This is a genomic window from Nisaea sediminum (genome assembly GCF_014904705.1).
In the GTDB taxonomy this organism is placed as follows: Bacteria; Pseudomonadota; Alphaproteobacteria; order Thalassobaculales; family Thalassobaculaceae; genus Nisaea; species Nisaea sediminum.
Genome location: NZ_JACZCQ010000004.1, coordinates 89,615 through 104,505 on the forward strand (window position 1 = coordinate 89,615; position 14,891 = coordinate 104,505).

At 63.4% G+C, this 14,891-nt stretch carries 13 protein-coding genes; 5 read left to right on the forward strand and 8 right to left on the reverse strand.

Features of this window, described 5'->3' with window-relative positions:
* Positions 1-15 precede the first annotated feature (15 nt).
* The 4 genes from IG122_RS09490 to IG122_RS09505 all read right to left on the reverse strand — a co-directional run bounded on the left by IG122_RS09490 (position 16) and on the right by IG122_RS09505 (position 3,636).
* Positions 16-429, reverse strand: a complete 414-nt coding sequence (locus IG122_RS09490; protein ID WP_193182870.1) for a MarR family winged helix-turn-helix transcriptional regulator — start codon at positions 427-429, stop codon at positions 16-18.
* 181 nt (positions 430-610) lie between these two features.
* Positions 611-943 carry a DHCW motif cupin fold protein gene (locus IG122_RS09495; RefSeq protein ID WP_193182872.1) on the reverse strand — a complete coding sequence of 111 codons (333 nt, stop codon included), beginning with the start codon at positions 941-943 and terminating at the stop codon, positions 611-613.
* 67 nt (positions 944-1,010) lie between these two features.
* Positions 1,011-1,799 carry an enoyl-CoA hydratase/isomerase family protein gene (locus IG122_RS09500; protein WP_193182874.1) on the reverse strand — a complete coding sequence of 263 codons (789 nt, stop codon included), beginning with the start codon at positions 1,797-1,799 and terminating at the stop codon, positions 1,011-1,013.
* 19 nt (positions 1,800-1,818) lie between these two features.
* On the reverse strand, positions 1,819-3,636 hold the full coding sequence (locus IG122_RS09505) for an aminopeptidase P family protein (protein WP_193182876.1): 1,818 nt from the start codon (positions 3,634-3,636) through the stop codon (positions 1,819-1,821).
* A gap of 246 nt (positions 3,637-3,882) precedes the next feature.
* Between IG122_RS09505 and IG122_RS24000 the strand changes: the two genes are divergently transcribed.
* Positions 3,883-4,323, forward strand: coding sequence for a DUF1127 domain-containing protein (locus IG122_RS24000; RefSeq protein WP_226893467.1), 441 nt, complete (start codon positions 3,883-3,885; stop codon positions 4,321-4,323).
* On the opposite strand, the gene IG122_RS09515 is transcribed toward IG122_RS24000, so the two are convergent.
* The 4 genes from IG122_RS09515 to IG122_RS09530 all read right to left on the reverse strand — a co-directional run bounded on the left by IG122_RS09515 (position 4,283) and on the right by IG122_RS09530 (position 10,264).
* The gene (locus IG122_RS09515; RefSeq protein ID WP_193182878.1) at positions 4,283-5,326 is read right to left on the reverse strand and encodes a 50S ribosomal protein L11 methyltransferase; all 1,044 of its coding nucleotides are present in this window, start codon (positions 5,324-5,326) and stop codon (positions 4,283-4,285) included. The two genes, IG122_RS24000 and IG122_RS09515, sit on opposite strands and share 41 nt — an antisense overlap.
* Entirely contained in the window at positions 5,323-7,632 is a 2,310-nt protein-coding gene (locus tag IG122_RS09520; RefSeq protein ID WP_193182880.1) for an ATP-dependent helicase, read from the reverse strand. Before IG122_RS09520 ends, IG122_RS09515 begins: the two co-directional genes overlap by 4 nt.
* Before the next feature lie 342 nt (positions 7,633-7,974).
* Positions 7,975-9,768, reverse strand: a complete 1,794-nt coding sequence (locus tag IG122_RS09525; protein ID WP_193182882.1) for a chloride channel protein — start codon at positions 9,766-9,768, stop codon at positions 7,975-7,977.
* Between the two features lie 4 nt (positions 9,769-9,772).
* Positions 9,773-10,264 carry a thioesterase family protein gene (locus IG122_RS09530; RefSeq protein ID WP_193182884.1) on the reverse strand — a complete coding sequence of 164 codons (492 nt, stop codon included), beginning with the start codon at positions 10,262-10,264 and terminating at the stop codon, positions 9,773-9,775.
* A 59-nt stretch (positions 10,265-10,323) separates the two neighbouring features.
* Here IG122_RS09530 and IG122_RS09535 point away from each other — a divergent pair, with 59 nt between their 5' ends.
* The 4 genes from IG122_RS09535 (at position 10,324) to IG122_RS09550 (ending at position 14,820) form a co-directional block, all read left to right on the forward strand.
* Entirely contained in the window at positions 10,324-11,280 is a 957-nt protein-coding gene (locus IG122_RS09535) for a hypothetical protein (RefSeq protein ID WP_193182887.1), read from the forward strand.
* A 102-nt stretch (positions 11,281-11,382) separates the two neighbouring features.
* Positions 11,383-13,134, forward strand: coding sequence for a hypothetical protein (locus IG122_RS09540; protein ID WP_193182889.1), 1,752 nt, complete (start codon positions 11,383-11,385; stop codon positions 13,132-13,134).
* Between the two features lie 244 nt (positions 13,135-13,378).
* Positions 13,379-14,182 (forward strand): MlaA family lipoprotein, encoded by an 804-nt coding sequence (locus IG122_RS09545; protein WP_226893485.1) that lies wholly within the window; start codon positions 13,379-13,381, stop codon positions 14,180-14,182.
* 14 nt (positions 14,183-14,196) lie between these two features.
* A complete protein-coding gene (locus IG122_RS09550) occupies positions 14,197-14,820 on the forward strand; it encodes an MlaC/ttg2D family ABC transporter substrate-binding protein (RefSeq protein ID WP_193182893.1) in 624 nt (207 codons plus the stop codon).
* Positions 14,821-14,891: the final 71 nt, after the last annotated feature.

A 14,891-nucleotide genomic window follows, 5' to 3' on the forward strand; every position in this document is an offset into this window, starting at 1 on the left:
TCCCGTGTTTGAAATTCAACGCCCGGAGAGCGCGCGGAGGCCTTCGAAAACCGTCCCGGCCGATGGGCCGAGCATGTCGCGGGCCTCGCGGTTGAGCGTGTCCATGGCCTCGTCGAGCGGTTCCGCGAGGGCCCGCGCTCTATCCGTGAGTTCGAGCCGGTAGATCCGGCGGTCCGCCGGATCGTCCCGGCGCTCGACCAAACCGGCTTTCTCGAGGCGGTCGAGGATCCCGGTGATGGTCGCCGCGTCGATTGCAAGCCGGTCGCCAACTTCCCTGGCAGTCTGGCCTCCGGAGCCGGAGAGCACCTTCAGCACCACATATTGCGGCGGCGTCACGTCAAACTGTGCGAGCAGTTCCTTTGCCCGGCGGGAGATCCGCTGAGCCGCCTTGCCGACAAGAAAGCTGACGCACTCCTCGACTCGTTCCATCTCCGCTCCACCGTGCCGTCATTTCATTTGCAAACATATAACTATTATACAAATAATTTGTATACGAATTATATTCTGACGAAAACATTCAGTTTCTTGCACCAATCCGTATTACACAGCCGCACGATGCGGCCGTTCGAAAATAGACAGAGTTGTGAGGTGGGCTGACTCCGCGGCCGGACTAATCAACGATGAAAAGCTTGGCCCCGGTCCGGGTCGATGAACGGTGTGCGGGATCCCCGAAATCGGATACCTGATAGCTCATGCCGGGCGTCAGGACGAAACGCCGCCCGTCACGCAGCTCGGTTTCAAGCTCTCCCTCGAGCACATAGAGGATATGGCCCCGATCGCACCAGTGATCGGCCAGATAGCCCGGCGTGTATTCCACCTGGCGGATACGGATGTCGCCCATAGCGAGTGTGCGCCACAGGGCCTCGCCCGTTTCGCCCGGATGTACCGTCGGCTCGACCGCGGTCCAGTCAACGACGGTAAAAGGATTGTCGGGAAGTTTCATGGGTTCGGGTCTCTACAAATTCCCATAAGCACGAAAAGGAATGGCGCACCGGTGATGCCCCGACCGCTCAGCGGCCCTTGAAGTTCGGCTTCCGTTTGTTGAGGAAGGCGTCGAGGCCCTCGCGGCCGTCCTCGGTCTGGGCGAGTTCCGCGATGGTCCGGGTCTCGTCCTCCATCTGGGCCTCCACCGACTGCTGAAAACTGGAGGCGAGCAGCCGCTTCACGCCGCCATAGGCGCGGGTCGGTCCCTTGGCGAATCTCTGCGCGAGCTTCGTCGCCTCGTCGGCGAGATCGTCATCTTCGACGACGCGGGTGACGATACCCCAGTCCTGAGCCTCGTCCGCACTGAGCGTGCGGTTCGTCAGCATCAGTTCCATCGCCCGCCGCATGCCGACGACACGGGGCAGGAAGTAGCTGGAGCTGCCGTCCGGCGAGAGGCCGGCGGCGGTATAGGCCATCTTGAACTGCGCCGATTTCGCCGCCAGCACGATGTCCCCGATCAGCGACAGGCTGAAGCCGGCACCAGCCGCCATGCCCTGGACCGCGACCACGACCGGCGAGTTCAGCCGGTGCAGCCGGGAGACGGCGGCGTGGAAATAGGCCGTGGTTTCCTTCAGGCAGGCGCCGATCCGATCGCTCTGGGATTCGAAATATTTCAGGTCGCCGCCGAAGCCGAAGACCGTACCGCTGGCATCGAGGATGACGGCGCGGACATCGGGGTCCTCGCTGGCATTGATCGAGGCTTCGAGCAATTCGTGCGCGAGCGCCAGATTCACCGCATGCCCGGCTTCGGGCCGGTTGAGCGTGATTCGGGCAACACCGTCGGTCGCCTCGTAGAGAATGGTCTCATAGGCCATCTTAGTCTCCCCTCTGCCCCTATCCCTGTGACATTTCCTTGCCGGCCAGCGGCGCGGTCGCATCGACCAGCCAGGCCGCGGTTTCCGGATCGAGTTCCGGGCCCAGCGTATCGCGGACCCGTGCATGATAGGCGTCGAGCCAGGCGATCTCGTGACGATCAAGCAGCGAGAGGTCGATCAGCGCCCGGTCGATCGGCGCCAGCGTCAGGGTCTCGAAGCCGAGCATCGGCCTCTCCGCGCCCGCGACCTCACGCTCCTCGACAAACACAAGGTTTTCAATCCGGATGCCGAAAGCGCCCGCCCTGTAGTAGCCGGGTTCGTTGGAGATGATCATTCCGGGCTTCAGTTCCGCCCCGCCTCCGGTCTTGGAGATCCGCTGCGGCCCCTCATGCACGCCGAGATAGGCGCCGACCCCGTGCCCGGTTCCGTGATCGTAGTCAAGACCGGCCGCCCAGAGCGCACGCCGCGCCAGAGCATCTAGCTGGCCTCCGGTCGTCCCTGCCGGGAATACCGCCTCGGAGAGTGCGATCATGCCCTTCAGCACCAGGGTGAAGCAGCGCTGCTCCTCGTCGCCGACGACACCGGTCGACAATGTGCGGGTGATGTCGGTCGTGCCGTCGAGATATTGCGCGCCGGAATCGACCAGATAGATCTCTCCCGGATTGAGGTTCCGGTTGCTTTCCTCGGTCACCCGGTAATGCACGATCGCACCGTTCGGACCGGCGCCGGAAATGGTGTCGAAGCTCGGCCCGCGGAACATCTCGTGCTCGGCCCGGAAGCCGTGCAGCCGCTCGACCAGCGTCATCTCGTCGAGCCCGCCCTGATGCGCCCTGGCCGCGAACCAGCAGAGGAAACGCGCATAGGCGAGGCCGTCGCGGAGATGCGCCGCCCGAACGCCGGTCAGCTCGACATCGTTCTTCATCGCCTTCGCGGCGATGATCGGATCGGCTTCCGTATCCAGTTTCCCGCCACCGGCCCGGATCCGCTCCATCGGCCAGGCGGGCGCACTCTCCGGATCGATCCTCAGCGTCCTGCCGGCAGCGGCGATCCCGTCGAGCGCCGCCCCGAGTTCGTCCCGGCTGCGGATCGTGACAGCATTGCCGAGATGGGCACGGATCTCATCGCCGATCTTGCGCGGATCGACGAACAGCTCCGCCGTTCCGTCGGCAGAGAGGATCGCAAAACAGAGACAGAGCGGCGTGTTGCGCACGTCCTCGCCACGGATGTTGAGGAGCCAGGCGATCGATTCCGCGGAGGTGACAAGCAAGGCATCGACCTTGGCCTCGGAGAGAACCGCGCCGATTTCAGCCCTCTTCTCCTCGGACCTTCTGCCCGCATAGGCCGTCGGGTGCGGCTTCATCGGTTCGGCCGGCGGTTCCGGCCGGTCACTCCAGATCGCGTCGAGCGGGTTGCTTTCCAGCAGCTTCAGCTCGCCGCCCGCCTTCTCCACCGCCTTGCGCAGGCGCTCGAGCTGGCGCTCCGTATGCAGCCAGGGATCGACCCCAAAGCGGCTCCCGCTCGCCAGATGCTCCTCGATCCAGTCGGCAGGCGTCTTGTCCGCACTGTTCAGGCGTTCATAAAGAGCGCCATCCACCTGATCCTGGATTTGCAGGCTGTAGCGGCCGTCGGTAAACACGGCCGCCGTCTCCGGCAGCACGACTGCGGTTCCGGCGGATCCCGTAAAGCCGGTGAGCCAGGCGACGCGTTCCGCCGAGGCGGGCAGGTATTCGCTCTGATGCTCATCGGCCCTCGGCACGATCATGCCGTCCACCTCTGCCGCCGCCAGCGCGGACCTCAATGCTGCCAGCCGTTCCGCAGCGCCGCCCGTTACGGACATGCGATCCCCCCGCTCTCTCTGAATTCATCGATCGTCGCCAGATTAGGCAGCCGAGCGAACGGGAACAAGGGAGCGAAATCCAAACGACAGATAAGAAATATTAACGAGCGATTAATTCAACGCATGGCAATCTTGCTTGCGCATGCATCAAACGCATAACTGCGCTGCAAACACATCGCTCCTCGCATGTCAAGCAAGGATCTATATTCCGGTCATCGAACAACAGAGCCTTACGAGGCGAAGATCATGAACTACTACAAACTGAGCCGCGCCGATAACCTGCGCGTGATTGAAGCGGGCCCCTTTGTTGCCCGGATCAGCGATCCGGACAACACAGTGATCCGCAATCACAGCCTCTATTCCGCCGAGATGCACATCCGCCAGGAATGGAACCGCTATATCGGCACCCTTCTTGTGAACGGAGTGAAAACCATGTTCTCGAACCTGATCAACCGCCTGCGGATCTCCCGTACGATGGCGGAACTGAACGACCTCGACGACCGCATGCTGGCCGATATCGGCCTCTATCGCAGCGATATCGCCCATGTCGCCCGCAAGCTGGCCGCGTCCACGACCGAGCCGGTCGCCGCGAAGACGATCATCGCCCCGATGGCCGCCGTCGCCGAAGCCCCGGCGGTTGTTACCGTCAAGGCCGCGAATACCGACGAGCACCGGGAAGCCGCCTGATATCCCCCTCCCCAAAGGAGGCTTTCCAAGCTCGAATACCGGCGGTTCCGAACCTTCCTCCCATTCGGAACCGCCGAATTTCCCCTAAGTAGATACGTCCCTGCCGGCGCGGGCCTCCGACCGCGCCCTTTTTCTTTTCCAGCCACACCGGCCTCCAGGCGCCCCAGGGCCATTTGCGCACCAGGCGGAGCCCCTGGCCCCGGTGCGCCGCGACGACCGCGGCGGTTTGATGGAAGAGCAATCCCGACAGCACCGCCATGCCGCCAGGCTTGAGCTGAAGCGCCAGGTCGGGCGCCATCCGGCACAACGGACGCGCAAGGATATTGGAGAGGATAAGATCGTAGGAGCCCGACGGCTCCCGGGCGAGGACGTCATAGCCGTTGCCCGCGTCGGCACGGACCCGCGCCGCAACCCGGTTCGCCACCGCATTCTCCCGCGTCGTCGTCACCGAAACGGGATCGATATCGACGGCGCGCACGAGGGCGTCGGGCCAGATCTTCGCCGCCGCCATGCTGAGGATGCCCGAGCCGCAGCCCATATCGAGCACGTTCCGCGGCCGCATCCGGTGCGACAGCATGCCAATCGCGCGCAGACAGCCTTCGGTCGTTCCGTGCGAGCCGGAGCCAAAGGCCTGCGCCGCATCCACTTCAATCGCGAGAACCGCTTTCGGCGTCTTGCCACGGAGGTGCGAGCCATGCACCAGGAAGCGCCCGAATTGCATCGCCGGGAAGGATTCCCGATTGAGCCGGATCCAGTCGGTATCCGGCAAGAGGGCGACCTCCACTTCGGGCAAGGCGTAGCCCTCGACCGCGGCCGCAACCGAGAGCGCGGCAACGATGGCCCGCCGGTCCGGTTCCTCTGTCGTCACGCCCTTGAGGACCCAGATCCCGCGATCCTCTTCCTCGAATACGGAAATCGCGTCGACGAACGGCTCAAGGACGTCGGAAAGCGGGAGCGCCGCCTCCGCGGAGGTCTCCAGCGAGACCTGCCAGATTGGTTTCATGGTTTGCTCACAAAGCTCGCGACGACTTTCTTGCTGCCCGCCTTGTCGAAGGCGATCTGCAGCTTGTCCCCATCGATGGAGGAGACGGTGCCCATGCCGAATTTCTGGTGGAAGACGCGTTCCCCGACCGAGAAGCCCGACGGCGAAGACCGGTCGACGACATAGCCCTTGCCTTCCAGCAGGGGCGGGCCGGCACGGCTTTCGCCCCGGCGCCGACCGTAACCCGGACCGCGTCCCGACTGGGCCGATCCATAGCCGAAACCGCCATCACCCCAGAGATCCGCGGAGCCGCCCCCGGCTCCGAACCCGCCGTAGCGCGAGCCCTGGAACCCGGTCTCGCTGGAAATCTCGACATGCTCGTCCGGCAGTTCCTCGACAAAGCGCGAGGGCACCGCACTCTGCCACATGCCGTGGACGCGGCGGTTCGCGGCGAAACTGATATGCACGCGCTTGCGCGCACGCGTCAGTCCGACATAGGCCAGCCGCCGTTCCTCTTCGAGCCCGGCGGCGCCATTCTCGTCCAGCGCCCGCTGGTTCGGAAACATGCCGTCTTCCCAGCCGGGCAGGAATACGTCGTTGAATTCGAGACCCTTGGCGGCATGCAGGGTCATGATGCTGACCTGCTCCTGGTCCGCACTTTCCGCATTTTCCATCACCAGGCTGATATGTTCGAGAAAGCCGGCGAGGTTCTCGAATTCCTCCATCGCCCCGCAGAGTTCCTTAAGGTTCTCGAGCCGTCCGGGCGCTTCCGGCGACTTGTCCTTCTGCCACATCTCGGTATAGCCGGACTCGTCCAGCACGATGCGGGCGAGGTCGCTGTGATCCTCGACCTCGACGAGGGAGCGCCAGCGCTCGAAATTTTCGATCACCTCCGCGAGCTTGCGCTTCGCCGCCGGTTTCAGCTCGTCGGTCTCGACGATGCGCGCGGCCGCGCGGTAGAGCGACGTACCTTCGTTCCGCGCGAGGTGATGCACAGCCTGCATGGTGCTGTCGCCGATCCCGCGCTTCGGCTTGTTCACGATCCGCTCGAAGGCGAGATCGTCGTCACGCTGGTTGATCACCCGGAGATAGGCCAGCGCGTCGCGGATCTCCATCCGCTCGTAAAACCGTGCGCCGCCAACGACCCTGTAGGGCAGACCGATGGTGAGGAAACGCTCCTCGAACTCTCGGGTCTGGAAGCCGGCGCGCACCAGCACCGCGATCTCGGAGAGTTTCGCGCCCTTGCGCTGCAGCGCCTCGATCTCCTCGCCGACATAGCGGGCCTCGGATTCGCCATCCCAGAGCCCGCGGACCTCCAGCTTTTCGCCGTCCGCACCCTCGGTCCAGAGCGTCTTGCCGAGTCGCCCCTCGTTATGGGCGATCAGGCCGGACGCCGCCGCAAGGATGCGCGAGGTGGAGCGGTAATTCTGCTCCAGCCTGACGATCCGGGCGCCGGGAAAATCCTTCTCGAATTTCAGGATGTTGCCGACCTCGGCGCCGCGCCAGCCGTAGATCGACTGGTCGTCGTCGCCGACGCAGCAGATATTCCGGTTCCTCTGCGCCAGCAGCCGGAGCCAGAGATACTGGACGACGTTGGTGTCCTGATATTCATCGACCAGAATGTGGGTGAACTGATCGTGGTACCGCGAGAGCACATCGGGATGGCTCTGGAAGATGTCGACGACGAGCAGAAGCAGATCCCCGAAATCCACCGCGTTCAGGATCTTCAGACGCTCCTGGTAAAGCCGATAGATCTCGACCATGCGGCCGCCGGCGAGGTCGCCCGCTTCGTCCCGTCCGACCTTGTCGGGGGTCAGGCCGCGATCTTTCCAGCGCTGGATCACGCCCATCATCGCGCGCGCCGGCCATTTTTTGTCGTCGATATTCGACGCCTGCAGGATCTGTTTCAGCAACCGCTGCTGATCGTCCGCATCAAGGATGGTGAAATCGGGCCGCAGCCCGACGAGTTCGGCATGGCGCCGCAGGATCTTGGCGCCGAGGGCATGAAAGGTACCGAGCCAGACCTGCTCCGCCATCGGTCCGATCACGGCGGCCACCCGCTCGCGCATCTCCCGCGCCGCCTTGTTCGTGAAAGTGACCGCGAGCACGTTCCAGGGCCGCGCCGTCCCGGTCGAAATCAGATGCGCGAGACGGGTCGTCAGCACGCGGGTCTTGCCCGTTCCGGCCCCTGCCAGCACCAGAACCGGGCCGTCCAGGGATCGCACCGCCTCCGCCTGTGGCGTGTTCAGCCCATCGAAATAGGGCTCGGCTCCGGTACCGCGCGAAAGCGGTTGTTCAGGTTCACTTTCAAAAAACAGATCAGTCATTCAATCCAGCGCACGATCCGAAAGAGCTTGCCAAATGCTTCGCCCTTTAACAAAGTTTTAGTAAATTAGGCTTTACAGTTCATTTAAATCGAGGTGGTTCCCAGGAATTAAAAAAAACCACCAAGAGCGAATGCCTCGTTCCATTGCCGTAGACGCATCTTGCGCTAGCTATATCACAGATGGATCGGGTCTCGCGTTAATACGGTTTCGAATCCGTTGTCGCACCTTTCAAGAGCCGGTCCCAAATGGTCGCGACAAACGGTAGACGGGGTGCCACTCCATCACTTGTCCCCAACGGGTGAATGGAAGCACCCCGTCGTCCTTTCAGGCTGCTCTTCCCGCTCAGCGTCCCCGGCTTTCGCCATGTTCCTCGTCCCGCAGGCGTTCCAGGGCCTGGTTATAGGCACGCATGACGTCGGCCTCGTCGAGCCGCCCGACCAGAACCGGCCAGCCCGTCTCGCGAACGACCGGAAGCTGCCCGTCGCCACCCGCACCGAACCGGTCCAAGACCGTCCCCAATTCGTCTCCGCCTGCTAGAATCGGGCGCGACCGGTCGATGACCTCGTCGAGCTTAAATTCTGCCTCCGTGTTGGTTTCGAAAGCATATTTTCCGAGATCGGCCAGAGTTATGCTGCCTTGCAGCCGGTTTTTGCCATCGACCACGAAGACAACACCGCCCGCCGCACTCAGCAACGCCTTCCTGACATCCTCCAGTGACGCATCGTCGCGAATCGAGGCCTGGTCGTCCCGCATCAGATCGGCCACGACTACCCCGCTCAGCACGGCGACGTCGTGGCTGCCGCGCACGGTGATGCCGCGCGCCGCGAGCTGATCGTGGAACAGCGACGGTCCGTGCAGGGTCCGGGTCAGCAGCGAGGCGATCACCACGGCCACCATGACAGCGATCGTCAGCCGGTAATCGCCCGTCAGCTCCACGATGATGAGCATGGTCGAGATCGGCGCCCCGAGGACCGCCCCCGAGACGGCCCCCATCCCGACCAGAGTGTAGGCGCCGTGCCCGGATGAGATATCCGGGTTCGGGATCGACGCGATGATACCGAAGGCGCCTCCGACCATGGCGCCGATGAAAAGGCTCGGACTGAAGACCCCGCCGCCGAAGCCGAAGCCGAAGGAGATGCCTGTCGCGACGATCTTGAGCAGCGCCAGCGTGACAAGCATGAGCAGCGCGTAATTCTCGTTCAGCGCGTTATCCATCGCCTCGTAGCCGACACCTAGAATCTCGGGATAGAAGACAGCGATTCCGCCGACCGCGAGACCGCCGACGGCCGGCCTGATCCAGAGCGGCAGCCGGGTGAAGTCGGCCACTTTCTGGGAAAACCGGAACACCCGCATGAAGGCGACCGCGGCGATGGCGGAGGTAATGCCAAGCAGGGCGAAGGCTCCGAACTCGAAGAAGGACGCGATCTCGTGCGGCGGCACGACGAAAGCCGGCACGTCGCCGAAATAGGTTCGCGACACCACCGTTCCCGCGACCGAGGCGATGACGATCGGGGCGAAGGCGGTCAGCGCATAGTGCCCGATGACCACCTCGAGGGCGAAGAAGACGCCGGCGACAGGGGCGTTGAACGATGCCGCAACCGCCGCCGCCACGCCGCAGCCGAGGAGAGTGCGGGACTGCGAGCGGTTGAGCCTGAACCGGCGCCCGATCCAGCTTGCGATGGTGGCACCGAGATGCACCGCGGGCCCTTCGCGCCCGACAGAAGCGCCTGCGCCGATGGAGGCTGCGCTGACGAAGGCCGCCCCGAGACCGACCCGCCCGGAGACGCGTCCCGCCCGCAGCGCATTCGCCTCGATCACATCGGCCACGCCCTGTGGCCGGCCGCCGGGCATGAGATACCGCACGAACAATCCGATCAGCAGTCCGCCGACGGCCGGCGCCAGCAGCACGTGCCACCAAGCGAGCGCGGCGACTCCGGACGCCACCCGCTCGTGCTCGAAACCGTAGAAGCCCGTCTGGATAAGGCCGATCAGTTCCCGGAACAGGACGGCGGAAAAGGCCGCGGCGACGCCGATCACGACCGCGAGGCCGGAAAGCAGCACCTGCTCGTTTCGAAGCACATGGAGCGCTCGTTCACGTCCCTTTGAAATCCACTTTACCGGAAAACCGTCGGACATTTCGTCACCGCCGCCGGATGCCGATCGCGTGTCCGGCGGCGTCTGGCCGCGGCAGCGTTCTATGGAGGTCGTGCAGTTCGGCAATCCGCGACAGCGCGGTAGCCGGAAACGGCGCCGGACGGCGCGTCGTAAGGTCCATATGCATGATCATCAGTTCATTGGTCGCGGCGAGATAGCCCGCCCCGGCATGATACATCCGGTGGAACAGGTGCACGCGTTTCGAATCATGATCGAGAAACTGCGTCGTAAAGCGCAAGCGGTCTCCCGGATGCACCTCGCGGTCATAGGTGACATGCGCCTCCAGAACGAAGACGGAGGCCTCTTCGGCCTGCCTGTAGGATTCTCCGATGCCCAGATGGTCCAGAACGACGTCGGTCGCCTTGTCGAAGGCAACGACATAGTAGCCCACGTTCATATGCCCGTTATAGTCGGTCCACTCGGTGGGGACGGTCAGTTCGCCGGAGGCGAAACACTTATTCGAATCAGCCGGTTCCATAGAGGCGACCATACCGGCAATTCTGCTGTCCTGCCATGGCACAAAAGGAGCGGATCCAGGTGAGGCTGCTGCAATATCTCGGACGGCGCGCAGCGCTCGTCATGGCGCTCGGAGTCTTCATCGGGCTCGCTCTGCCGGATCTCGCGGCCGTGGCGAAGCCGCTGCTCGCGCCGACCGTCATCGTCATGCTGACCCTGGCGATGACCCGGACAGACGCCTCGTCCCTCGGCCAGACCAGCCGGCGCTTCGGAACCCACCTGGTCGCCATCGCGTGGCTGCTGGTCGCGACTCCTTGCCTGTTCTACCTCGCTCTCACCTGGCTGGCGGTTCCTTCGGATCTCGCGGTTCCGCTTTTGATCTGGAGCGGCAGCCCGCCGCTGGTCACAGTTCCGGTCATCGCGCTGATCATCGGGCTCGACGCCGCAGCCGCGCTGTTTCTCATGGTCGTATGCACCTTTGTCTTCCCCTTTATTCTTCCCGGCCTCCTGTTCTGGCTGATCGGAATCGAGGTGGACCTCGGAGCCGGCGCCCTGACCTTGAGGCTCGCCCTGATGATCGCCGGCTGCGCCATCGCCGCCACCGTGCTCCGGCACAAGCTCGGCCCCACCTTTCTGCGGGAAAAATCAGCAATCATCGACGGGATTGCGGTGCTTCTGATGCTGGTCTTCGCCGTGTCCGTGATGGACGGGGTACGGGACTGGCTGGAAAGGGACCCCGGAACGGTCCTGCTTTATACGGGTGCCGCCTTCGCCGCGAGCATCGCGCTGCAAGTCGCCGGCGGGCTGGCCTTCTTCTGGACCGGGAGACAGAATCAACTTTCCGTCGCCCTCTGCTCGGGGAACCGCAACATGGCGCTGTTCATGGCCGCGGCCGGACCAGCGCTCGGCCCCGAGGCGTTCCTTTTTTTCGCCGTCGTCCAGTTTCCCATTTACATCCTTCCGGCGCTGCAGAAGCCGATTTACCGGTATTTTTCCGGCAGAAGGCTCGTATCTCAGGCGGGAAAGACGCATTTGTGAACAGGCTGAACGCCCGTTGTTAACAGAATGGCATAGAATCTGAATTAGATTACATGCCATCTGTCCAACTCCCGTTTCGGGGCAGCGGAAGGAAAAGCGCTTTTGCGTTCTGCGATCACACGAGCGAAACGCCGGGGCCGGCTCGGCATCTGGCAAAGGCGCCTGACGATTGTCGCGCTGACCTCGATCGCTGTGACCGCAAGTTACTTCTTCACCCTCGGCAAGGCGCCGAACTACCAGCACCTGGTGGCGGCAACGATCGGTGTGTTCGGTTTCTGCGGTCTGATCGCCGACTGGGTCGTCTCGCGCGACATTCAGCGCGGCGGCGGCGTCCAGGCGATGCGCTCGGGCGGAACGCTCAGCACCGGCCCCGGAGCGATGGCCGGCCGACTCTGGGCCCAGGGAGAAGGTTTCCGCCTGCACGGCCTGTTCCCGGAGGCCAAGGACAATTTCCAGGAAGCGCGCGACCTGTTCAAGGAGGCCAAAGACAATGAGGGCATCGTCGATTGCCTGTTGAGCCTCGGGAAACTCGAACGCGCGCGTGGTCACCCGGACGACGCGGCGCGAAACTACGAATCTGCCTATAACACGGCAAACACATCCAAGCTCCGTACCAGCATGGCAAATGCCTTGCTTCAGCAAGGCTATCTTCTGATCGAACGGAAAAGCTTCGACGGCGCCAGGGAAGCCTTTGCGGAGGCCGGACGTCTGTTCGCCGACGAGAATTTCCGCTTTGGCGAAGCGAACGCGACCCTCGGGCTCGCAGAAGCGGCGATGCAGCTCACCAAATCGGACGAAGCGGCCGGCGCTTTCGAGCACGCGCATTTCCTGTTCAGCCAGGTCGGCGACCGCAGCGGAGAAGCGCACGCCCTCTATTGCCGGGCGGAAATCGACCGTCAAACGCGCAAGACAGCCGAAGCGCAGAATCGCCTCGAGCGCGCCCTGACACTCTACCGACGCACCGGCGACTTCATCGGCGAGGCGATGACCCGGCTCGCCATGACGGACATCCTGCGGCGCCTGGAAAGGGCTCCGAACGCCCAGGCCACCGCCCTCGAAGCCGCGGACCGGTTTCGCGACGCGGCCCGAAGGGTCGGCAACAGCACGCTGATGGCGGGTCGCGGCGACATCAGACGAGCCCCGATCCGATTCGATTTCGCCCGCGCTCAAGGCACGGTCGCGCGGACCCTGCTCGCCGAATCGAAGGATGACAGCCTGGAAGCGCGCCTCGTCATCGGGCTCGGCGAAATGGAGCGCATGGCGGGGCGCCTGGAAGATGCGCGGGTGAATTTCGAGCGCGCCATTCAGCTCTCCAAAGGCGGCGACAAGCTCCCGATTCTCGCCGACGCCCTCAAGGGCAAGGGCCGCGTCGAAATGCAGAAGGGAAATAACCGCGGCGCCCGAGAGGTGATGAAAGAGGCCCAGAATCACTACCGGAATGCCGGCGGCACCAGGGATGCCGCGCAAACCCTGATGGATATGGGCCAGATCGACCTGCTGATGGAGATGCCGGATCGGGCCCGGGTGACCTTCGCTCAAGCGCGCACGATGTATCGGGGCCTCAACGAAATGGCGCTCGAAGGGGCGGCGCTCCGCGCGATCGGGGATCTCGAATCGCAGCTCAGCCGCCTGCCGCAGGCGCAACAGGCTTATGCCGAAGCCCGCGGTCTGTTCCGTCAGGCAGCCGACCATATCAGCGAAGCCGACGCGCTGCTCATGATCGGCCTGCTCTCGATCAATATCGACAATGCCACAGCCGCCGCCTTCACGATCCAGGCCGGGCGACTCTACAAGGCCGTCGGTACGATCGAGTGGAACCGCCGCGCCTTCGCGCTTGCGCGCCGCGTCAGATAGAGAGGAAAATGATGGCAAGCCGGAGCGCGATATTTTTGCAACATCAGTGCGCTAACAAATCGTGGGTAAATTGCGGGGCTCTGGCCTTGCTTAAACCTCTATGGTACCAGCTACTCCTCGCGGCTGAAGATACGGAGGTTGGCAACTCCATGTCTGCGAAGGCGGTTGCGAACTTTGGAATCAGGGGCGGGCGTCCGCTGGGATGCACAGGTAACGGGTTGGGAAAATGACATTTTTGTCTCGGATGCATCGGGCAGCCGGCGTCTTTCTCGTGCTGTTTTTGCTTGCTGGTTGCGCCTCCGCACCGGAGGAAGCGGCAGAAGGCCCGCAGATTTACGACCCCATTGAGCCGGTCAACCGTGTGTTTTTCGCGATGAATGACGCCGTTGATACGATGGTCCTTCGGCCGACTGCGTTCGTTTACAAGACCGCCGTGCCGAATCCGATCCAGGACATGGTCCGGAACTTCCTTCAGTGGCTGCGCTCTCCGGTCGTGATCGCCAACAGCCTGCTGCAGGGCGATACGGACAATGCCGGCAGCGCGACCCGTCAGTTCTTTGTCAACGGCGTCACCGCAGGTCTGATCGACTGGGGCAACGGGCTCGGCTGGGGTTATCGCGAAGAAGATTTCGGCCAGACCCTCGGCGTGCACGGCGTCGACGGCGGCCCCTATCTCGTCATTCCGATCATCGGTCCGTCGAACGGCCGCGATCTCGTCGGCCGGGTGGTCGACATCTTTTTCGACCCGCTCACCTATATCGTGACCGGCCCCGGGGCCCGCAACGCGATCACCATCGCGCGCGGCACGGGCGAAGCGGTCGATTTCCGGGCCCGGAACTACGACGCGATCAACGATCTGAAAGCCTCGTCGGTCGATTACTATGCGCGCCTGCGGTCGATCTACCTCCAGCGCCGCGATGCGGAGATCAGCAACGGGCAGCCGCCGAAAGGCGTGCAGGCCGCCGATGGCAGCCGTGAATTCGATAAGTTCGAGCCGTCCGACCGCCCGCGTTCGGTGACCGGCGAGCTTCCGGCGAACACGAACTAGCCTGAGGCATCTCGATGACCGTTCTGCAGCGCGCGATCTTCGGCCTTTTGGTCTGCATTTCGCTTGCGACGTATCCCGCGCTTGCCGACAGCAAGGGCGAGAATGCCGAGAAGTTCGTCGCCAAGCTGGGCGAGACCGCTCTCGAGATGGTCACGAACAAGGAGCTTGTCGGAGACGCCCGGCGCGAGTCATTCCGCAAACTGCTGCAGGCGAATTTCGATATGCCCTGGATCGGGCAGTTTGTGCTCGGCAAGCATTGGCGCCGCGCCAGTCCCGATCAGCGGGAAACCTACTTGAAGCTGTTCGAAGAGAGCATCGTCTTCACCTATACGAACCGGTTCGACGAGTATTCGGGGCAGACCTTCGAGGTCACCGGCAATACCGAGGCTGACCGCTTCACCATGGTGAAGAGCAGGATTGTCAATCCAGCCAATCCGGAAGGCAGTGTGCTGGTCGACTGGCGCCTGATCGAGGACAGTGGCGACTTCAAGATCGTCGACGTCGTGATCGAGGGCATCAGCATGGGCATCACCCAGCGCAACGAATATTCCGCGGTCATCGACAGCAACGGCGGGAAGATCGACTCGCTGCTGGTCAAGATGGAAGAGATCCTGGAGAACCTGCGCAAGCGCGCCTGATCGCGCCCCCGGAAACATCCGCTTTCCCAAACAAAAACGCCGGCCCGAGGGCCGGCGTTTTGCATTTCGGG